Raw genomic sequence first — 22,296 nt, 5'->3', positions numbered from 1 at the left:
TTCTCATTTGCGAAGCAAATGCGTTCGGGGATCTTAAGGAATTTACCCCTTAACGCCGTGCGCTATTACATGTTTTAAAGTTCCTAAAGTCATTTAAAAAATTCTGTGAGGAGGGGTTTTTATGGAAAAGAAGATTTATCCAGAGTTGACTATGGATTTTGTAAGGGTTACAGAAGCATCAGCCTTGATGAGTAGCTTATTTTTGGGTTGTGGTAATTTGGAAATGATTAATCATAGTTCCATCGATGCTATGAGAGGTATGTTTGATTACATAGACTTTAAAGGAAATATAGTGATGAGTAAATACGCTAAAGAAAATTCAAATATGTTGTACGTTGGTGAAAAAGTGGGTAGTTGGCAAGACAGCACTTCTGAAATGGATTTGGCCGTTGATGCTATAGATGGAGTGAAATTGGCTGCTTTCGGTTTGCCCAATGCCATAAGTGCGGTTGCTGCCACGGTGTCTGGAGGCATTAAAGTACTACCAACTTTTTATTCATTTAAACTTGCTGTAGGTCGTGAACTAAAAGGTAAATTGGATTTGAGAAAACCTTTGAAAGAGAATATAAAAATCGCATGTGAGGTTTTGGGAATTGCACCTACGGAACTAACTTTTGTTATTTTGAATAGGCAAAGGCATGAAGAAATTATAGAAGAGATTAAAGAAGCTGGTTCGAGAATAAAATTATTAAGTGATGGGGATATCACAGCTGCCATAGCCACCGCCGTTCCCGATAGTGGGGTGGATATCTATGTTGGTATTGGAGGGACTCTTGAAGGGATACTCTCGGCTGCTGCTTTAAAAACGTTAGATGGAGAAATTCAAATGAAATTATGGACAAGGGATAGAATTGAAGAACAATCGATCAAGGAAGAAGGTTGGGACCTTGAAAAAATTTTTTATACCGATGAAATAGTTGGAGGGGAAGATGTAATATTTTCTGCAACGGGTATAACCGATGGGGATCTTTTAAAAGGGGTGAAATTTGTAAAAGGTTTTGCTTATACTCATACACTTACGATGAGAAGTAAGAGTGCTACTATAAGAAAAATCGAGTCTATGCATAATTTGAAAAATAAAACTATAAGGCTAAAATCTTTGGGAGAGGATAAAAGATTAATCGATTTGAGAAACGAGTATATTAATTAATTACGTTTCAACCCCTTTTTCTTTTGCCTTTGTCATAAGTAAGATTACCCCTTCAAAGGCTATTTGTAAATAATAAGTTGCAAATCTCCACAACAGTATTGTTGTAGAAACGAATCTTCCAGGCATAAAACTGGCAAGAACGATACCATACAATGCTTCTACTCCACCTGTGGAACCAGGGGTAGGTATATAATAGATAACAAAATTCATTATTATAAAAAGAATGAATATTTCAAGAATGTTGTAACTTCTTGATGTAATTGATGTCAATGCAATATATAAACCAAGGGAATGAAAAAAAACAATGAAACCTCCGAATATAAAGTCAAGCGTAACTATATGTGCCTTTTCTATCCAAAGTGTTTTAATACTTAATTTTAGCTCTTCTAACCAATTTTCTAACTTTTGTAATCTTTGTTCGAATTTCGATTTATTTTTTAATGGGAATATCTTTAGTAAGAAATGAAATAATTTATATAGCAGTTTTGGGTTTAAGAATATTAAAATTAACAAAGCAGAGAACCCTAAAGTGGCTATTATACCAATGATAAGTATATATTTCCCAGTTCCTATTCTTCCTAAAATACTCATTACTCTTCTTATGAAAATTAGTATGATAGCCGACGAGAATAATAAATTTTCTACAAGCCTTGACAATACTATATTTGTAGCCAAAGTTGATTCTATTCCTAATTTTGTAAGATGGTATATTTGATAAGGTTGACCACCACTAGCCATTGGTGTGATATTTGACATAAAATAGTATGAAATGGTATTATAAATGGCATCCTTAAACTTTATTTTTTTGTGGAAACTTAAAGTTACTATGTACAATCTTATTAAATCTATCAAATAAGCGATAGAAAAAACTATAAATATCTTCACAATAAAAAATAGATTGACTGTTTTAAGGGTTGCGAAGGTTTCTTGAAAATCTGCAAAAAAAGATATCAAAATGTTGATGACTAAACCAATAATTAGAACAACGATTAGATTAATGATTATTTTTTTTCTACTAAGTGTGCTTTCATTTTCTTTGCCTTTATCTTCGGACATTTTTTCCTCCTGAATGGATTTTTTGCTTTATACCCTCTTCATAGATATTTTTTAATTTTATAAAGGCTTTTTCATCGCTATAATTTTCAAATAATTGGTAAGATTTTTTCTCGTATTCGTCATATAACTCTTTGTTAATATTAAGCTTTTTGATTATCTCCACAAAATCTTCTACTGAATTACCGGATAAATAGTTAGGAGAAAATATTTGTTTGTAAACGGGTAAATCTCTCAGCACTAAGGGTAAACCACTTCCAGCTGCTTCAATTACAACTAAGCCAAAGGTTTCATGAAAGGAAGGTAAGAAGAAAATATCGGATAAAGAATAATAATCAATCATTTTTTCTCTGTATATACTCCCAGTAAAATTAACATTATTAGGAGCCTTTTTTATCAACCTGTTCATTTCTTCGTAACCCTCGGTGAACTGTTTAAAAGGCATTCCACCAGCCCAAATGAACTTCATGTTCTTTAATCTTTTAGCGGTTTCCACGAAATCTGTTATACCTTTTCTAGGTTGTATCTGTCCGGCACCTAAAATTATAAAATCATCGTCATTATACCCGTATTTTTTTCTTAAATAAGATTTTTGTATGTGTTTTTCCTCAGGTTTTGTGAGAAACAATTCTTTTATAACAAAATTTCTGAAGACCAAAATTTTATTAGGATTTATCCTGAGATCCTTAATCAATTCATTTTTGGTTTCATCGCTGACGGCTAAAATGCAATCAGAAGAGTTATAGAAATATTTTAAATATCTATTGAAAAAAGGTAACCATAGTTTATTAAATTTTATACTTCCTTTCAATGAATTAGGAACTATGTGAGCAGAAATCACACAAAAAGATTTTTTCTTATTTTTTAACAATGATAAGAAGCTTTTTATGTTGAGAGTATGGATATGTAACACATCGTAATCACCTAAAATTTTGTTCTCATATATAGTGTAATCACTATATTTTTTTAAGATGTATTTGTGATCTAAAGTAGCAGAATAAACCCCTTGACCAGGGTATTTCTCAGCTATTGATAAAATATTGATTTTCATTTTTTCCCTTCTCAAAATTGGAATTTAAAAGTATTTTGTAAACCTTTTCAAGTTTTTGTTATAAAGTTTTGAATAGATCATAGCAGAGTTATCGACGATGAAATCTCTGTAGACATATCCATCAAGGTATACCTTTTGCCTATAAAGATATTTATCTATCAACGTATTAGATAACCCTTTTTGGGACATCAAACTCAAAGGAAATCCTATACTTTCTATTTCGTATTGCGCATAGTCTTGTAAGGTTGTTTCAACCTTTTTAGTTGATTTTTGTTCTCTCTCTCCAAACAATGTACTTTTTATATCTTCTAATTGCTGAACTTTTCCTTTCACCCGTTGAGTGGTCTCTCTTAGTAGATTTTTTCGGTTGTTGTTAAAATAATCTAATGCTCCCGATTTGATTATTAATTCCACAATATTTCTATTGATATTTTTGTTGATTATGAAATTAAAAAAATCTTCTAAACTTGAGAATTTTGCTTCTTCAAATATCTGAGAGACATTTTTACCTACTCCTTTGATTATATACAAAGGTAGTATTAGATCCTCATTACTAGCCAAACCAAATGGATATCTAATGTCTGGTAACTTTGTTTTTACACCTAAAAATGATGCTTCATTTATTATATCAACATCAACGCCTTTTATTTTAACATATTCTAAGAAGAAATGTGAAGGATCTTTGAATTTTTTTTCTGATAACCAGTATGTGATGTGAGCGTATGCTACAGCATGAGATTTATTAAAGGCATACTGAGCAAAGTTTTCTATCTGAGAAAACAATAAAGTTGCTTCTTTTTCGTCTATCTTTTTTGAGGCGTTGGTAACAAATTTGGTTTTGAAGGTGGTGATTTTGTCTTTTTCTTTTTTAGATACCGCCTTTCTCAGTAAATCTGATTCTTGTGGAGAAAATCCTCCTAGGATTTGGGCAATTTTCATTATTTGTTCTTGGTAAACTAAGACTCCCTTTGTCTCGGGGAGAAGCTTTTTCAAATATTCTGGGGAGTCATCATTAACGTATTGATCTATCATCCCAGATTCAAGAGGTCCGGGCCTATTGATGGCTAATAGTAAGATGAGTTCTTCAAAATTTTTAGGTTTTATTCTTTGTGCTAATTTTTGCCCTAATTTTGAGTCCAATTGGAAAATACCTTTTGTCAAACCTTTGGATAGGTAATGGAAAGTTTTTGAATCGTTAAGTTCCGGGTACTTTTCTTCTATCTCCAATTTTTTTAAGAAGGTCAACGTGTCCAAAGCTAAAATGTCGAACTTTTCCACTCCTAAATATTTTAAATCGGACATTTCCCATTCTATTATAGGTATCTCCTTTTTTTCCAGAGGAGAAAAAGTTCTAAGGTCATTTTGGGAAATTATTAAACCCGCTGCATGTACTGACTCTGCAACTTCTATTCCTTCAAGATAATAAGCGGCATAAAAAAAGGTTTTCTCTTTTTGTGATAAAGATTTGAATTTATCGATGTTCTCTTTGCTTCTTATTGGGGTGTTTATTTTGGCTTCTAAATTGTATCCAAGTAATTCTTCTGCCTTTTTTAAAGCAGATTTAATTTTCATGGTTGAGTAGGTCCTGATTTGAGAGATCTTGTTTTCTCCAAATTCTTTTTGCAATGCCTTTATTAGATCAACCCTTTTCTCCGCGTCGATATCAAGGTCTATATCGGGTAATTCATGCCTGTATTCGTTTAGAAATCTTTCGAAGAGGAGATCGTATTCAATAGGATTCACCTTAGTTATTCCTAATTTATAAACTAAAAAGGAACCCACAGCGGAGCCTCTTCCAGGTCCGACCGAGATGCCATTTTTTTTAGCGGTGTCAACGATTTTTTTAACCGTTAAAATATAATTTTCTACTTTTAACTTTTTTATTATGTCCAACTCGTAGGATAGTCGTCTTTTTTCTTCGAAAGTTAGGTCTTTTTGTGAAATAGTATCTGTTAGATTATAGTCGGTAACTTTGTATTCATCAAATCTATAGTTTCCTATATTGTAATAAGTTTCTATATTTGAGAAAATAGATAGTTCATTTTGATATTTTAAACTATCTTTGATGCAAAGAGATTCTTCATCTTTAAATATATCTTTTAAAAAGTCAGTTGGATACTTCACATAGGGAAGATCCAAATCGATTTTTTTTAATCTTAAGTTGTTTCCTAATCCGTTGTAGTGCATTATAGCTGATCTAATATCGTTGTTTGTTTGCAATAAGTACTTACCATTTGCAGTTTCATATAATATTATTGGCTTAATTCTATACTTTTGGGCATAAACGATAAAACTCACCCATGATCTTGGGTGCGGTTCTGATAGAACTATGCAGTTGTACCCATACCTTTTTGCTATGGGGAAAAGGTCCCTTAATTGCAGATAAGATTTACCAATACTTTTTGAAGTTACCACAGGTCCTAAGATCTTCAATGGCAGGGCCTCCGTCAAGAATTTTGTCCTTTTATGTTGGTTAGAGTGATCAACAGATTTTTAAAATCATCGGGTAAGGGGGCCAAAAACTCCATCCATTCGTTACTTTTAGGATGGTAAAAGCCTAATTTCAAAGCATGAAGCATCTGTCTATCTACTGGTATTTGAAGATCTTTTTCGATTTTATTTTTACCATACAAAGAATCTCCAATTACTGGATTACCGATGTATTTGAAGTGTACTCTTATTTGATGGGTTCTTCCCGTTTTTAGCCTTATCCATACCAATGTGGCAAGATCTCCAAATTCTTTTAAAACTTTGTATTCGGTTATCGCTTCTCTTCCATTGTACACAACAGCCCTTTTATGCCTTAAAATAGGATGCCTCCCCAAGGGTAGGTCTATTTCCCCTTCCTTTTCTTTCAGTGTTCCTTCTATTAGGGCCACATAGTATTTCATGGTCTTTCTTTCCTTGAATTCTTTTGAAAGCAAGTGATGTGAAAATGCGTTTTTTGCTACGACCAACACACCTGAAGTTTCTTTGTCCAATCTATGAACGATTCCTAATCTGTTTGGATCCATCATCGTTTTGTCAAGATTCTTTACATGGTACATTAGGGCGTTAACCAAAGTACCGGTTTTGATACTCGGTGTTGGATGTACTATCAAACCAGCAGGTTTGTTGATAACGATTAATTCGTCATCTTCATACAGTATATTTAGTGGTATATTTTCTGGTAAGATTTCCTCTTCTTTGGTTTCTTCTAGCAATTCATCAAAATCTATCTGAATTTCATCACCTTTTTTAACCTTGTAATGAGGTTTCTTTTGAGATCCGTTGACGGTAATTTGTCCTTTAGTTATTGCATTTTGGATGAGATTTCTAGAAATTTCAATGGGCATTTTTTGGGCAATGTATATATCAAGCCTTTTTTGTTCATCTTCCCTTTCAACTTTATACATTCTTTTTTCCATATTTGCTCCTTTTAAAAAAATGGTATAATAAAATCACACCACCAAACGTCACGAATATATCAGCTACGTTGAATATAGAAAAGTTTGGCCAATATATCATATCTACAACGTATCCTAACCTGATTCTATCAAAGATATTACCTAAAGCTCCTCCTATAATAAAAGCGATACCCAAGTCAAAAGACGTAGTAAAAAACTTATATTTTTCTTTATATTTTTCTTTTAAGATAAAAAGAAAAATTACTATTAGTGTAGAGAAGATACCATGAAACAAAGCCATATCTTTAAAAAGTCCAAAAGCGATGCCTGTGTTTTCAACGTAAGTCAACTGGAAAAATCCGATTTTAATATTTTTTTCTAAAAGAAACGTTTCAGAAAGTTTTTTAGTTAGTTGGTCAAAAAAGATAATGATAGGTATAACCCAATTCATTTGTTCAATCCTTCCTTTTCACTTTATTATAGCTGATATTGATTATAACACATTTGCCTTTATTGTTAAAAATTTTATCGCTCGGGCAGCGGGTCGAAGGGGCGCTAACACAAGTTTTAGAGTTTCTCAAATCACTATAATTTTAAACAAATGAGGAGGAAAAATATGGAAGAAAGAAATCACAACTTTGATACTTTAATGGTTCATGCGGGTTTTGAAAAAGATCCAACCACCGGGGCTAACGTAGTACCAATTTACCAGACTTCATCTTATACCTTTGAAGATTCAGCTCATGCCCTTAGGCTCTTCAACATGGAAGAATCCGGGAATATATATACACGTATAATGAACCCGACAACCGATGTGTTGGAGAAAAGAGTTGCTGCTTTGGAAGGTGGTGTGGGTGCTTTAGCCACTTCTTCAGGGCAAGCTGCAGAAGCGATAGCGGTGTTAAACATTATGGAAGAAGGAGATGAAATACTTACAGCAAGCTCTTTGTATGGTGGAACTTTTACATTATTTAAAAATTCTTTGAGTAAATTTGGAATAAAGCCCAACTTCTTTGATATTGACGATATGGATAGCTTGAAAAATAATATAAATAATCGGACAAAGGCGGTTTATGTGGAAACTATCGGGAATCCCGAACTTTCTGTACCTGATTTTGAGCAGATTTCTAAGATAGCTCATGAGAATGGTATCCCTTTGATCGTAGATAACACCTTCGCTACACCTTACTTGTGCAAACCTTTCGAATTTGGCGCTGATATCGTTATTCACTCTTTAACCAAATATTTAAACGGGCACGGCAATTCAATTGGTGGAATTATTGTTGATAGTGGAAATTTCGACTGGAACAATGGTAAATTCAGTATGTTAACTGAAGAAGACCCTGCTTTTCATGGGATAAGCTTTTATAAAAGATTTGGCAACTCTGCCTATATCTCGAAAGCTCGTTCCCAATGGTTAAGAGATCTAGGGGCTTCAATAAGTCCTTTCAATTCTTTTTTGATATTGCAGGGCATTGAAACATTGAGTTTAAGAATGGAAAGGCATTCTTCAAACGCAATGAAAATTGCAGAATTCCTATCCGAAGATTCGAGGGTGAGCTGGGTAAATTATCCAGGATTGAAAAATCATAAAACTCATGTAAATGCAGTTAAATATCTAAAACATGGTTTTGGAGGCATGCTTTCCTTCGGAGTAAAAGGTGGAGTAGAAGCTGGGAAAAGATTTATCGAAAGTTTAAGAATATTTTCCCATGTTGCAAATGTTGGCGATGTTCGATCACTCGCCGTTCATCCTGCTAGTACCACTCACGGGCAGTTAAGTGAAGAAGAACAGTTGGCTTCTGGGGTAAGTCCTGATATGATTAGACTATCCGTTGGGATAGAAGACATAGATGATTTGATTGAGGATATTGATTCAGCTCTAACTAAAGCAACTAAGAATTATTAACCTTAAAACAAAACTGTAGAGCAACTAATAAGTTAGCTCTACAGTTTTAGTATCTTTATACAAAATTTTAGAATTTAATTTTTGGTTGAAACCAATTCTTTGGTTTCTCTTGCTATCATAAGTTCTTCGTTTGTTGGAACTACCAACACAGTTACCTTAGAATCGGGAGTACTTATGACCCTTTCTAAGCCTTTAAAATTGTTTTTCTCTTTATCTATCTTTACACCAAGGTAAGTTAAATACTTTTCACATATTTCTTCCCTTGTTACTGGAGAATTCTCTCCTACGCCAGCGGTAAACACTATAACATCTACACCGTTCATCGCTGCAGCGTAAGCTCCAATATATTTGGCTATCCTGTACTCATAAATGTCAAGTGCAAGACGACAAACTTTATCTCCTTCTAATGCTTTATCTTCAATATCCCTCATATCACTTGAGAAACCTTTCGTTATTCCATAGACTCCACTTTTATTATTCAATATTCCTATAACTTCTTTTGCTGTTAATCCCTCTTCTTGAGCCAGAAATGAAACAATGGCAGGATCTATATCCCCACTTCTTGTTCCCATAACTAAACCCTCTAAAGGAGTGAATCCCATTGAAGTGTCGAAAGATTGACCATTTTTTACAGCGGCAATGGATGCCCCATTTCCAATGTGTGAGGTTATGATTTTAAGTGTTTTTATATCTTTTCCCAATATTTCGGCTGCCCTTCTTGAAACATATTTATGACTCGTACCATGGAACCCATAACGTCGAATCTTGTATTTTTCGTAGTACTCATACGGGATTGCATACAAGAAAGAAGTATTTGGCATAGTTTGGTGGAAAGAAGTATCAAATACCCCAACTTGTGGCACATTGGGTAAAAGGTCCATCGCTGCTTTTATTCCCATGACGTTTGCAGGATTGTGCAACGGCGCCAAAAAAGACATCATTTCAATTGCATCCAAAGACTCTTTGTCAATAATAACAGAAGAAGAAAATCTTTCACCCCCGTGCACCACTCTATGTCCAACTGCATCTATTTCCTTTAGAGATGAAATAACCTTGTAATCTTCAGAAGTTAAGAGATCTAAAACTTCTTTTAAACCTTCTTCATGATTTTTTATAGCCTTCTCTATAACATATTTTCCTTCGTTTTTTCTATGGATGATTCTTGATCCTTCTATGCCTATTCTTTCAACCAATCCTTTGGCTAAAACTTTTTCTGTATCCATTTCAAGAAGTTGATATTTAATTGAAGAACTCCCTGAGTTGATTACTAAAACTTTCATGTTTTTCCTCCTCATGCAAACGATTTTTAACCGTTAAATTATACATCAATATGGAAGAAATTTCAAATAAACGTATTCACTCATAATAAATTCCATTAACCTATTTTTATGGTGATTAACTATGATCAAACATATAAAAAACATCCGCTTTACGCGGATGTTTTGATGATACGATTTATTATTATAATGCAGTGTATCCTCCATCAATAACCAATTCAGAACCTGTCATGAATGAGGATTCATCGGAAGCTAAGAACAAAGCTCCATTGGCAACTTCTTCAGCTTCAGCAGGCCTACCTAGTACGGTAGTTCCAAGAAGTCCTTTAGCCGCTTGTTCGTCTTTTAGTATTTCATCAGTCATCGGTGTTCTTATTACACCAGGATGTATTGAATTCACCCTAATGTTGTATTTAGCAAGTTCAGCTGCAACGGTCTTTGTTAACAATCTTGATGCGCCTTTTGAAGCGTGGTAAGCAACAGCAGCTCCACTACCTATGAGCCCATAAATAGATGAAATGTTGATTATAGAACCCTTTGTTGCTTTCTTCATAGCTGGCAAAACATACTTTATACCCAAAAATTGACTCTTTGCGTTTATGTTCATTACACGATCCCATTCTTCTTCTGTTGTTCCCTCTACTCCGTTCATACTCAAAATACCTGCGTTGTTTACTAATACATCAACCTTCCCCCATTTTTCAGTTACCTGATCAACAACTTTTTTCCAGTCATCAGCTTTTGAAACGTCAAGTTTCACAGCCATTGCTTCGCATCCATCTTTGTTAATTTTATCTGCTACCTCTTTAGCTTCGTTGTCTAAAATATCGGCAACAACAACCTTTGCACCTTCTTTTGCAAAGAGTTCAGCTTCAGCTTTTCCCATTCCTCTTGCGGCTCCTGTAATAATAGCGACTTTTCCTTCCAATCTTCCTGCCATACTATGTATCCCTCCTTTTAATTAGAACATTTATTATAATTATGGGGAAATAAAAAAGATTAAATTTACCTTGTTAAAATTATATCATATATATTTTTAAAAGAAAAAGTAATTATGTTAAAATAATAAAAATAAAAATAAAAATAAATCTTTTTATGGAGGTGTTTTATGTCAAAAAGAATAACCTACGGAATGGTTGGAGGATCCATTGATTCTATGATAGGTGAGGCACATAGAAATGCAATATTATTAGATGGAAGGGCAAGTATAGTTAGTGGGTGTTTTTCAAGGGATTATAAAAAAACATTAAAAACAGGCAAAAAATGGGACATAAAGAAAGATAGATTGTACGAAAATTACTTCGAAATGGCCGAAGAGGAGAGCAAAAAGAAAAATAAAATTGATTTTGTAGTTATTGCTACTCCGAATTCTTCCCATTATGAAATAGCTAAAGCCTTCTTAGAAAAAGGTATAAATGTTGTCTGCGATAAACCCCTCACAACAAGAGTAAAAGAAGCTGAAGAGTTAAAACAGTTAGCAGATGATAACGATCTTTTGTTGTGTGTGACGTATTCATATGTGGGGTATCCGGTGATTTCCTTAGCAAGGCACAAAATAGAAAAAGGTGAGTTGGGTGAAATAAGGTTCGTTAACGTACAATACATTCAGGGATGGCTTGCTAAAAAGATCGAAGATGAAAATAAACAAGCTCAATGGAGATTGGATCCAAACCAAAGTGGTTTGGCTAATACTACCGCCGACATAGGCAGTCATGTGGAAAACATGGTTTCATATCTTATTGGAAAAGAAATCGATAGTTTATGTGCTCGTCTTGATACTTTTGTTGAATCGAGAAAATTGGAAGATAATTCCACCGTGATGATAAATTTCAAAGATAAAAGTAAAGGGTTACTTTTCATGTCTCAAATTGCTGTTGGAGAGAACAACAATTTCAACCTTTCTGTGTATGGTTCAGAAGCTACACTGAAATGGAGTTTTAAGCAGGCAAACAAATTAACAATTTTGCATGAAGACCACGAAGAAGAGATAATTCAAAATGTTGATGAAATTTCTGGAACAAACATAGGTTTCAAAAATACTTATTCCACATTTATTACCGATTTAGTAAGTAAAAAGAACGGTGAAATTATAACCAACGACAATGCCCATTTTCAAAGTGTAAACGCGGGATTAAGAGGGATGAGGTTTATTGAAAAATGTGTAGAAAGTTCGAAAAATGGAGGTGTGTGGGTGAAAGGGCGCTAAAGAAAGGTTAGAGTTTCCAAAGATAGTATAAAACTCAATAGGAGGAGGATAAAATATGTTCAAAAGATTGACTTATGGAATGGTAGGTGGAAGTAAAGACTCTCAAATAGGTATAGTCCACAGAAAAGCTATAAATCTACACGGGAAGGCAGAATTAGTCTGTGGAAGTTTTTCCAGAAACTTCAAAAACACTTTGGCAACAGGAAAAGAGTTAAAAATAGAAGAGAAAAGATTGTACAGAAATTATGAAGAAATGGCTGAGGAGGAGTCCAAAAGGCCCGATAAAATAGATTTTGTATCCATTGTTACACCCAACAGTTCACATTATGAAGTGGCAAAAAAATTTTTAGAATCTGGAATAAATGTGATGTGTGAAAAACCATTAACCATAACTCTAAAAGAAGCTGAAGAACTAAAACAGTTAGCAAGAAAAAACAACCTACTTTTTGCTGTTGCTTACTCCTATACGGGTTATTCTATGTTAAGATATGCACGGGAGTTAATTAAAAGAGGGGAAATAGGCGAGGTTAGATTTATCAATGGTCGATACATAAGTGAGTGGATGGCAAAGGTTCCCTTTGCCGGTAAAAATTCTCGCCATGAATGGAGATCAGATCCAAAAGTTTCAGGTTTATCCAACTGCGTTGCTGATATCGGAGTACATGTTGATAACGTGGTTTCTTTCCTAACAGGGTTAAAGATAAAGACCTTAATCGCCAGAATGGACAAGTTTGTCGAGCCAGATAGACTTGATGATAATGCATCTATACTAATAAATTACGATAATGGGGCAGAAGGAATATACTGGACGTCTCAAATTGCTGTGGGACATGAAAATACTTTGGATATCGGTATATATGGGACAAAGGGATCTATAGAATGGTCACAAGAACACGCAAATTACTTGAAGATCTCTAAAGTGAATCATCCTTTTATAACCTTATCAAGAGGAAGCGAAAAGGTTGATGATTTTATTAAAAATGATTATGTGACTCCTGGTGGGCATCAGGAAGGGTATGTTGAAGCCTTTGCAAGGGTATACGATAAGTTTATAAACGCTATTACAAAAAAGAAAAAAGGAGAAATTCTAGAGCAGAGAGATTTAGATTTTCCCACTGTGGAAGACGGAGTAGAGGGAATGCGATTTATAGAAAAATGTGTAGAAAGTACAAAAAGAGGTGCTAGTTGGGTAGAATTTTAAGATTATTTTGTTTCGAATTTTTGAAAAAAGTAATAACTGGTTTATATTTTATTAAATTACTAATCTATAAAAAATGGTATAATCAATCAGGTATATTATTAGTGAATTTTTTAACTTGTTTCCTAATGCGTATGGTCAGGAACTTTCCACTTCTTTATGCGTAGGCTACAGAGTTTAAGGGACCGAAGGTCCCTTCCATAAAAGGGTGGGGAGCGGGGTGAAAGGGCGCTATATGTGTAATAAAACCTAATTATACAAGGAGGAAAATGAATGGAAGAACTTCTTGAAAGCAAATTAAAAGACATTGAAACTTATCTTAATTCACTCGATTTGACGGACAAAACCGAAGAAGAAAGAAGGAGCTTGCTTATTGAAGTTTTGCATAAAGTTCAAGAAAATCTAGGATATATCCCAAATGAAGTGCAAAAATTAGTGGCAAAAAAACTGAAAATTCCTTCTTCTCAAGTTTATGGTGTTGTGACTTTCTACAATTTTTTCTCCACAAAACCTAAAGGTAAGTATCCTATAAGTGTATGCTTAGGAACAGCTTGTTACGTGGGAGGAGCGAACGAAATCTTAGACGAATTCAAAAAGATTTTAAATGTTGAAGAAGAAGAAGTAACCGAGGACGGATTATTTTCTATTCATCCGGTTAGGTGTTTAGGTGCTTGTGGTTTGGCACCTGTCGTAAAAATAGGGGAAAAAGTATATGGGAGACTTAAAATAAACGATGTAAGAAGAATAATTAGAGATTATAGAGCCAAAGAGAAAAATAGTTGATAGGAGGTTTTTCTATGCCTAAATTAAAGAGTTTAGAGCAATTAGAATCGTTGATAAATGAACTCAAAGAAAAAGAGAATAAAAATAAAATTGTATTAAAAGTTGCTTTAGGTACCTGTGGAATCTCAGCCGGAGCTGATGAGACGTACGATGAGCTTATAAAAGAGATAGAAAAAGAAAAATTAGAAAATATTGAAGTTATTAAAACAGGATGTTTAGGATACTGCTATGCTGAGCCAACAGTAGAAGTTAACGAACCAGGAAAAGGACCGATATTATATGGCAACGTTACAAAGTCGAAAGTAAAAGATCTTGTTAAAACTCATTTAGTAGAGGGAAAAATCGCCGAAGAATTGATAATAGAAGAAACCCATAAAAAAGCAATTTGAGGGAGGTAAAACGATGCCTGAACAAGTAAGAATCGTTTTAAGGAACGCAGGAAATATCGATCCTGAAAATATAGAAGATTATTTAAAAAATAATGGTTATTTAGCCTTGGTAAAAGCTCTTAAATTAAAAAGGGAAGAGGTAGTTCAAACGGTTTTAGATTCAAATTTGAGAGGTAGAGGTGGTGGTGGGTTTCCAACCGGTTTGAAATGGAAATTCGCCATGCAAGCCAAAGGAGACGAAAAATACGTAGTATGTAACGCAGATGAAGGTGATCCGGGAGCATTTATGGATAGATCTGTATTAGAGGGTGATCCTCATTCCGTGTTAGAAGGTATGGCTATAGCTGGATACGCAATTGGTGCCCAGAAAGGGATTATTTACATAAGAGCTGAATATCCTTTGGCTGTTGAAAGACTAAAGGTAGGTATTTCACAAGCTAAAAATTATGGATTGCTTGGAGAAAATATTTTAGGAAGTAATTTTTCTTTTGATATAGATATCAGACTGGGAGCAGGAGCTTTCGTCTGTGGAGAAGAGACCGCTTTGATCCATTCGATAGAAGGTTTTCGTGGGGAGCCTACAAACAAGCCTCCTTTTCCTGCTAATAGTGGTTTATGGAAAAAACCGACCGTGATAAACAACGTTGAAACACTTGCAAATATAGCGCCTATAATACTCAATGGCGCCGACTGGTTCAAACAATACGGAACAGAAAATTCTCCAGGTACGAAAGTGTTTGCACTTGCAGGGGATGTTAAGAATGTTGGTCTTGTTGAAGTTCCAATGGGTACAACTTTGAGAGATATAATCTTTGATATAGGTGGAGGGATCAAAGGAGATAAAAGGTTCAAAGCGGTTCAAACCGGAGGTCCTTCGGGAGGATGTATTCCTGAAGAATACTTGGATACCCCTATAGATTACGACAGCCTTCAAGAGTTGGGTTCGATGATGGGTTCTGGTGGAATGATTGTTATGGATGAAGATACTTGTATGGTCGATGTTGCAAAATTCTATCTTCAATTTACAGTTGATGAATCCTGCGGTAAGTGTACTACTTGTCGAGTAGGAAACGTACGGCTTTTAGAAATGCTTGAAAAAATAACTTCTGGGAATGCTAAAATGGAAGATCTTGATTACATGGTATCTTTGGCTAATGTCGTAAAAAATGGTTCTTTATGTGGTTTAGGACAAACTGCTCCAAATCCGATACTATCTACTTATAGGTATTTTGAGGATGAATATAAAGAACATATATTGGACAGAAACTGTCGAGCTGGAATATGTAAGAATTTGATAAGGTACGAAATAATTCCAGAAAATTGTACAGGTTGTACCGCCTGTGCAAGGGTATGTCCTACTGAAGCGATACTAGGAGAATTAAGAAAACCTCATACGATTGAACAAGAAAAGTGTATAAAATGTGGATCTTGCTACTCAACATGTAGATTCAACGCAATAAAAATAGTATAAATTTTTTGGTTAGGAGGGAAATAATAAATGCCTAAAGTATATATAAATGGCAATGAATTTGAGGCTTCCGAAAAGGATACCGTCTTAACGGCTGTTCAAAAATTTGGGGGCTATATACCAACACTTTGTTATATGAACTTAAAGGATGTCAATATAGAAAATAAGCCTTCTTCATGTCGAGTCTGTATGGTTGAAATAGAGGGAAGAAGAACTTTGGCTCCTGCTTGTACAACACCAGTGTTTGAAGGAATTAAAATAAAGACACATTCGAGAATGGCGGTAGAAGCTCGAAGAACAGCTGTTCAATTGTTGTTATCCGATCATCCACAAGATTGTCTAAAATGTCCAAAAAATGGTGATTGCGAACTACAAAAAATTGCTGCTGAACTGCACGTTGTGAACAATCCTTACTTTGGGAAGACATCTAATTATGATCAAGATATATCTGCAGCAATAATTAGGGATCCTAACAAATGTATTATGTGCAGAAGATGCGAAACCATGTGTAACGATTTTCAAACGGTTGGTGTTCTCTCAGCAATAGACAGAGGTTTTGGCGCCGTTGTCAAACCTTCTTTTGACTTGCCTTTAGAAGAAACAACCTGTACATTCTGTGGACAATGCGCGGCTGTCTGTCCTACCGGTGCCTTAGTTGAGAGATCTTACATAGATGAAGTATGGAAAGAATTGGAGAATGAAGAGAAACATGTTGTAGTTCAAACCGCTCCTGCAGTGAGAGTAGCCTTAGCGGAAGAATTCGGTTACGAACCTGGAACTATTTCTACTGGGAAGATGGTTGGTGTTTTAAAACTAATGGGTTTTGATAAGGTCTTCGATACCAATTTTGGAGCAGATTTAACAATAATGGAGGAAGCCACTGAGTTCAAAGAAAGGTTAGAAAATGGAGGTTTCTTACCTATGTTGACCTCTTGTTGCCCAGGATGGGTTAAATTTATCGAACATCAATTCCCTAATTTGCTTGAGATGCCTTCTTCTGCCAAGTCCCCTCAACAGATGTTTGGGGCAATAGCAAAAAGTTATTATGCACAAAAAAATAATATTGATCCAAAAAATATAACCGTTGTATCTATAATGCCTTGTTTGGCAAAAAAATATGAAGCAGCTCGAGAAGAAATAAATACTTCGCCTGAATACAGGGATGTTGATTATGTATTGACTACCAGGGAACTGGCAAAAATGATCAAAGAAGCAGGAATTAATTTCAAAGCTGTCCCAGAAAGGGAGTACGATAGTCCTTTAGGAGAATCTACCGGTGCTGCAGCCATCTTTGGAAGAACGGGAGGAGTTGCAGAGGCAGCTTTAAGAACCGCTTATGAATGGATAACCGGGAATGAACTTAAAGAAGTAGAATTTGAGCAACTTCATGGATATGAGTCTATAAGAGTTGCAGAAGTTGAAATTAATGGGAAAAAATTAAGAGTTGGAGTTGCTTATGGCTTAGGTAACGCACGAAAGCTTTTAGAAGATGTTCAATCTGGTAAGATAGAATTGCATTTAATCGAAATTATGGCTTGCCCAGGGGGATGTGTCGGAGGCGGTGGCCAACCATACCATCATGGTGATCTCAACGTTATTAAAAAGAGAATAGATGCTTTGAATGTTGTTGACAAATCAAAGATCATTCGAAAGTCCCATGAAAACCCATCAATTGTTAGACTATACAATGAATATTTGGAAAAACCTGGAAGCGAAAAATCACATCAATTATTGCATACGCATTATATGGAAAGAGAATGGCTTTAAAAAAACTAAAGGCGGAGAAAATCCGCCTTTTCTTTAAATTAAAACCACACTTTAAAGGTTTTTATTTCGTATGGTGTTATACTGAATACGATTTTATTATCTTTAAATGCAATTTCTTTTTCCTCTTCTTCAATTAAATTACATTCAACCACTTTTTTTAAACTTCTAAAAAATTCTATTTCCACTTCCTTTTTTCGACTGCCTTTATCTTCGAAAAGTCTAATTAGTATAGAGTCATCATCTTCCGCTTTTTTTATGGTTTCAATTACCACATCAAAATCGTTGACCTTGATAAAAGAGAAATTGTCAGGGAGGTTTCCTTCTTCGTTTTTTCTTATCTTTTTAACTATTACAGGATAATTCAATTTGTAGGCTTCTTGTATTACTTGTGAATCTCTCCATGTTCCAGCGTGTGGTAAAAGAGAGTAAATGAATATATGTTCTGTTCTATCAGCGGTTTCATCGGGTTCGATTGGTGATCTGAGAAGAGTGAGTCTCATAACGTTTTCTTTTATATCGTATCCATGTTTACAATCGTTTAATAGTGAAACTCCGTAATTTGTTTCTGAAAGATCTGCCCACTTCTGTGCAGGGACTTCAAACTTTGCTATATCCCAACTCGTGTTGTTGGTCGTACTTCTTTCTATGTTCCCAAATTGTATGTTGTAGGTGGCTTTTGTGCTCCTTATATTAACAGGAAAAGCTGTTTTTAATAAAATCTGTTTCTCTTTCCAGTCAACATGTGTATCAAAATCGATTCTTCTTATGTGGTTGTACACAATGACTCTTTGTTCGATAGTTGAGTCATAAAACCTCCATGAGAATTTTAAAACACTTTTTAAAGGAGTTTCTGCCTCTACTTTTACTTCGATTAAATCAGTAACCTCTTTCATCTTTTCGTTGAAATAAGGAGAAATATCCCATGCGTCAAAAAAGTAAGGTTTATCTTCGAAGGTTTGTAGCACGTTTCCCAATTTCCCCTCTTCTAGTACTTCCCTTTTATTTTCTTTATCGTATAATCTTTTAAGCTGCCCTTTTTCATTGAATTCGATTATATAGTATCTGTTTTCAATGTAATCTTCTTTTATGATCATTTTTTCATCAATTTGCTTCTGCTCCAAATTTGATACCTTAATACTTTTATAGCCAAAAGGGGGGATTCCTCTAACCAAAGTTTTTTTACCGTTTTCTAGCTCTAAAATCTCGTCCCTTTCAAAGGGGGTGGTATTGAATAATACCAAACTGTCTTCTTTGCATTTTATTTCTTTTGAAATCATGAAAATAGCTCTTTCGATCTCTTTGTTAGCTATCCTCTTTATCTTTTCAAAGTCCCTCCTTGCATCTTCGTAAACCTCTCTTATTGAGGAACCTGGTAAAATATCGTGGAATTGATTTAATAATAATAGTTCCCATCCTTCATTTAGAGAATTTTTAGGATATTCGAAATTTTTAAATAATTTCAAAGCCATAGAATTTAAGAATTCTGCGTTATGGTACAATACTTCTGATTTTCTGTTTTCTCTTTTCACAAGGGCTTGTGAAGTATACGTACCTCGATGTAATTCGAAGTACAGCTCATCATCCCAAACTGGGACATTTTTATCCCTTATTCTTTCACCCAATTTCGCAAAATAGTCTTCTACTCTTCCCATATCCACTTGGGGTAAACCTGGGATTTCTTTTATTGCTTCATAATTTTCTAACATTTCATATGTTGGGCCTCCTCCCCCATCTCCCCAACCGAAGACAAGAAGTAATTCATCGTTTATATCTTTTTGTTTGTAGTTATCCCATATCCCCCTTATCGTGAAAGGTTCCACCATACCGTTGTAGGTATAAAAATAATTGTTCTTATCTGGAGTCGTAATAAAATGGGATAGAATTTTAGTCCCATCGATGCCTTTCCACCAAAAAGTATCGTAAGGGAATTTGTTGATCTCATTCCAGCTTATTTTGGTTGTAGCGAAGTACTTCATTCCACTTTTCTTTATTATCTGAGGAAGGGCGTATGTGTAACCAAATGCATCTGGCAACCATACAACTTTAGAATCAATTCCAAACTCTTCTTTTAAGAACCTTTTCCCAAATAGTATCTGTCTTATCAAAAACTCACCTGGAGAAATATTGGAATCAGACTCTATCCACATACCACCAGTTGCTTCCCATCTGCCTTCTTTTATTTTTCCCTTTACTTTTTCATACAACTCAGGGTAATCGTTTTTTAAGAACTTGTACAATGCCGGAGAAGAGTGCATAAATATATATTCTGGATACTCTTGCATCAGATTGAGAACCGTCGAAAAGGTTCTTTGTGCTTTTTCTCTTGTGTGTAAAACTGTCCAAAGCCATGCCATATCTATATGAGAATGTCCTGTCAAAACAACTTTCGGAGAATCCAGCTTAAAATTTCTCATTTTTTTCAATTCTTCTTGCAAAAAACTATAACTGTCTTTTATTGATTCATAGTATTCTTTGGATCGAGGTTTTATAAAATTGATTCTTTTGTAAGACTCGTTTAAAATATTGAATAATTTTACTCTTACAATATCGTTTTGACTTAGTTGATCGATTGTGTCAAGAACATTCTTTGCTAAGAAATAGTACTTTTGTGAATATTTATCTATTTTGTAAAGTTCCAAACCTGAAAATCTGTAATTTAATTCCCCTCTCAAGCCAGTCCATGACCTTAAGTATATCCTCAATACATTTCCTTGTACAATCTTTGGCGATATTATAGCCTCTTTATGGTATTTATCTATTCCTTGAACGAATTGACCATTTACAAAGAGTAAAGATTCAGGATAGTCAGGAATAACGTCCAAATCACCATCTTTTTCCAAAGAAACCCTCAAAAATAGACTTTCTTCACCAATACTTTCAGGCACTTCGATATTTTTTCTAAACCAAAATACCTTATCGTACCCTCCCCACTTTTCCTCTTTTTCTATCTTTTTCCAGTCTATTGAATCGTTGAATTCAGGCTTGAATCTTCTTTCTTTGTCTTCAAAGTATTCCATTTGCGAAATTTGGAGAATACTAAGTGTTTGTGATTTTTTAACTTCTCTTAATCCGTTCTCTAACTTTTTCTTGGTTATGTCTTCTAACATGTTTTATTTCGACCTCCTAGATAGCAATCCAATTAATGATAACACAACTTAATAGATAAGATAGTAAAAAACAAGAAAAGAACTTTGGAAATATTTAGTTTTAATAAAACTTTATATTTCCTTATATTTCACAAATAAAAATAAAGTACTATTGAAGTACAAGAAGATGCTGAGTAAAGTCTTTAAATAGTTTCAAAAATTTATTGGAGGTGAGTTTTGTGAAAAGGACGGTTATGTTTTTATTTATGGTTTCTTTGTTAAGCGTTTTGTCTTTCCCTGTAACCATAGAGTTTTGGCATGCGATGAGTGGAGACAGGATAGCTTTGATTGAAGATATTGTGAGTGATTTTGAAGAAGCTTATCCGGATATAAAAGTAAATGCGCAATATTCAGGAAGTTATCCTGAGACGTTGAATAAGCTTATTGCAGGGGTACAATCCGGGAATGCACCTCACATAGTACAGATTTACGAAATAGGTACAAGATTGATGATAGACAGCGGTGTCATAGTTCCTGTCCAAGATTTACTTGATCAAGATGATTCTTATGATGTAGGAGTTTTGTTGGAACCGATATTAAATTATTACAAAGTTGATGGGAAGTTGTACTCCATGCCTTTCAATTCATCTACCGCTTTGTTGTATTACAACAAAACGCTCTTTGAAGAAGCAGGCTTAGATCCAAATAGACCTCCTCAAACTTACGAAGAACTATTGGAATACTCCAGAATTTTAACAAAGAAAGACTCAAATGGAACTACCGTTCAGTACGGATTAACTTGGCCTACCCATTCATGGATAATTGAACAACTTATGGCTGCCGCTGATGCGCCACTTGTTAACAACGATAACGGAAGAACCGCTAGAGCGACAGAGGCTGTTTTTAATAGTGAAGCAGGTTTAAAAATATTTGAACTGTTTGACCAATTGAACAAAGAAGGTTTAATTCTTAATACAGCTAGGGAAGATTGGAATGCTGCCGGACAAAATTTCGTTTCAGGTAGAGCAGCTATGAATTTCTTTTCTACATCTGATGTAAAGGTTTTTCAAGAAGGGTTAGAAAGTAACGGCTACGAGTTAGGTACAGCCTTTTTACCTGTTCCAGATATAAGTGTCAGTGGAGGACCAGTTATTGGAGGAGCAAGTTTATGGTTGATAGATGGCCATACAGACGAAGAAACCAAAGCTGCCTGGGAATTTTTGAAGTTTGTCAATCGTGAAGATCAACAGATAAGATGGCACCAAGGTACAGGGTATTTTCCAGTTAGAAAAGATGCCATTCAAAGGCTGCACTATGAAGAGTTCTATGCTGAGAACCCAAATTACTTCACTTCCTTATTGCAACTATTGCTAGCTAAAAGAGATTTCAACTCCGCTGGAGCAGTTATTGGAGTGTTCCCTGAAACACGAGAGACTATAGAAATAGCGTATGAAAGAATGGTTGATGGACAAATGACACCTGAAGAGGCACTGAGCTGGGCTGAAAGTAGAGTAACAGAATTAATCCAAGAATATAACGAATTCTATCAATAATCTATTAAATGAATCTCTAA

At 34.7% G+C, this 22,296-nt stretch carries 15 protein-coding genes and 1 pseudogene; 8 read left to right on the top strand and 8 right to left on the bottom strand.

The window, feature by feature from the left end:
- Positions 1–121: 121 nt before the first annotated feature.
- Complete coding sequence (gene glpX, locus AA80_RS01525) at positions 122–1,150, top strand: class II fructose-bisphosphatase (RefSeq protein ID WP_103876109.1); 1,029 nt, start codon at positions 122–124, stop codon at positions 1,148–1,150.
- Here the strand turns inward: glpX and AA80_RS01520 are convergent, their stop codons facing one another.
- The 5 genes from AA80_RS01520 to lspA are packed head-to-tail and all read right to left on the bottom strand — an operon-like array spanning position 1,151 to position 7,091.
- Positions 1,151–2,206, bottom strand: a complete 1,056-nt coding sequence (locus AA80_RS01520; protein WP_103876108.1) for a lysylphosphatidylglycerol synthase transmembrane domain-containing protein — start codon at positions 2,204–2,206, stop codon at positions 1,151–1,153.
- Complete coding sequence (locus AA80_RS01515; RefSeq protein WP_103876107.1) at positions 2,193–3,254, bottom strand: glycosyltransferase family 4 protein; 1,062 nt, start codon at positions 3,252–3,254, stop codon at positions 2,193–2,195. The genes AA80_RS01520 and AA80_RS01515 overlap by 14 nt, the downstream gene beginning before the upstream one ends.
- Positions 3,255–3,278: 24 nt before the next feature.
- Positions 3,279–5,687: a DNA polymerase III subunit alpha gene (gene dnaE, locus AA80_RS01510; protein ID WP_103876106.1), complete on the bottom strand. Its 2,409-nt coding sequence runs from the start codon at positions 5,685–5,687 to the stop codon at positions 3,279–3,281.
- Between the two features lie 14 nt (positions 5,688–5,701).
- Complete coding sequence (locus tag AA80_RS01505) at positions 5,702–6,661, bottom strand: RluA family pseudouridine synthase (RefSeq protein ID WP_103876105.1); 960 nt, start codon at positions 6,659–6,661, stop codon at positions 5,702–5,704.
- Positions 6,642–7,091 carry a signal peptidase II gene (gene lspA / locus AA80_RS01500; RefSeq protein WP_103876104.1) on the bottom strand — a complete coding sequence of 150 codons (450 nt, stop codon included), beginning with the start codon at positions 7,089–7,091 and terminating at the stop codon, positions 6,642–6,644. The genes AA80_RS01505 and lspA overlap by 20 nt, the downstream gene beginning before the upstream one ends.
- Positions 7,092–7,256: 165 nt before the next feature.
- Between lspA and AA80_RS01495 the strand changes: the two genes are divergently transcribed.
- Positions 7,257–8,549, top strand: coding sequence for an O-acetylhomoserine aminocarboxypropyltransferase/cysteine synthase family protein (locus AA80_RS01495; protein WP_103876103.1), 1,293 nt, complete (start codon positions 7,257–7,259; stop codon positions 8,547–8,549).
- A 74-nt stretch (positions 8,550–8,623) separates the two neighbouring features.
- Here AA80_RS01495 and ackA read toward each other — a convergent pair whose 3' ends face one another.
- Positions 8,624–9,829, bottom strand: coding sequence for an acetate kinase (gene ackA / locus AA80_RS01490; protein ID WP_103876102.1), 1,206 nt, complete (start codon positions 9,827–9,829; stop codon positions 8,624–8,626).
- 181 nt (positions 9,830–10,010) lie between these two features.
- Complete coding sequence (locus tag AA80_RS01485) at positions 10,011–10,766, bottom strand: SDR family NAD(P)-dependent oxidoreductase (RefSeq protein WP_103876101.1); 756 nt, start codon at positions 10,764–10,766, stop codon at positions 10,011–10,013.
- A gap of 168 nt (positions 10,767–10,934) precedes the next feature.
- On the opposite strand from AA80_RS01485, the gene AA80_RS01480 reads away from it, so the two are divergent.
- From AA80_RS01480 to AA80_RS01450, 5 genes and pseudogenes are all read left to right on the top strand, one after another.
- The gene (locus tag AA80_RS01480; RefSeq protein WP_103876100.1) at positions 10,935–12,032 is read left to right on the top strand and encodes a Gfo/Idh/MocA family protein; all 1,098 of its coding nucleotides are present in this window, start codon (positions 10,935–10,937) and stop codon (positions 12,030–12,032) included.
- Between the two features lie 55 nt (positions 12,033–12,087).
- Positions 12,088–13,233, top strand: a complete 1,146-nt coding sequence (locus AA80_RS01475) for a Gfo/Idh/MocA family protein (RefSeq protein WP_103876099.1) — start codon at positions 12,088–12,090, stop codon at positions 13,231–13,233.
- 270 nt (positions 13,234–13,503) lie between these two features.
- Positions 13,504–14,013: an NADH-quinone oxidoreductase subunit NuoE family protein gene (locus AA80_RS01465; RefSeq protein WP_012208553.1), complete on the top strand. Its 510-nt coding sequence runs from the start codon at positions 13,504–13,506 to the stop codon at positions 14,011–14,013.
- A gap of 14 nt (positions 14,014–14,027) precedes the next feature.
- Positions 14,028–15,873 (top strand): annotated as a pseudogene (locus tag AA80_RS01455) (NADH-ubiquinone oxidoreductase-F iron-sulfur binding region domain-containing protein).
- 27 nt (positions 15,874–15,900) lie between these two features.
- Positions 15,901–17,637, top strand: a complete 1,737-nt coding sequence (locus tag AA80_RS01450) for an NADH-dependent [FeFe] hydrogenase, group A6 (RefSeq protein WP_103876096.1) — start codon at positions 15,901–15,903, stop codon at positions 17,635–17,637.
- A gap of 38 nt (positions 17,638–17,675) precedes the next feature.
- On the opposite strand, the gene AA80_RS01445 is transcribed toward AA80_RS01450, so the two are convergent.
- Positions 17,676–20,744 (bottom strand): alpha-mannosidase, encoded by a 3,069-nt coding sequence (locus AA80_RS01445; RefSeq protein ID WP_103876095.1) that lies wholly within the window; start codon positions 20,742–20,744, stop codon positions 17,676–17,678.
- Positions 20,745–20,962: 218 nt separating this feature from the next.
- Between AA80_RS01445 and AA80_RS01440 the strand changes: the two genes are divergently transcribed.
- Positions 20,963–22,276, top strand: a complete 1,314-nt coding sequence (locus AA80_RS01440) for an ABC transporter substrate-binding protein (protein WP_103876094.1) — start codon at positions 20,963–20,965, stop codon at positions 22,274–22,276.
- Positions 22,277–22,296 lie beyond the last annotated feature (20 nt).

Origin of the sequence: Petrotoga sibirica DSM 13575, from assembly GCF_002924625.1 — a bacterium.
GTDB lineage: Bacteria > Thermotogota > Thermotogae > Petrotogales > Petrotogaceae > Petrotoga > Petrotoga sibirica.
This window is presented reverse-complemented; position numbering and strand designations above follow the sequence as displayed.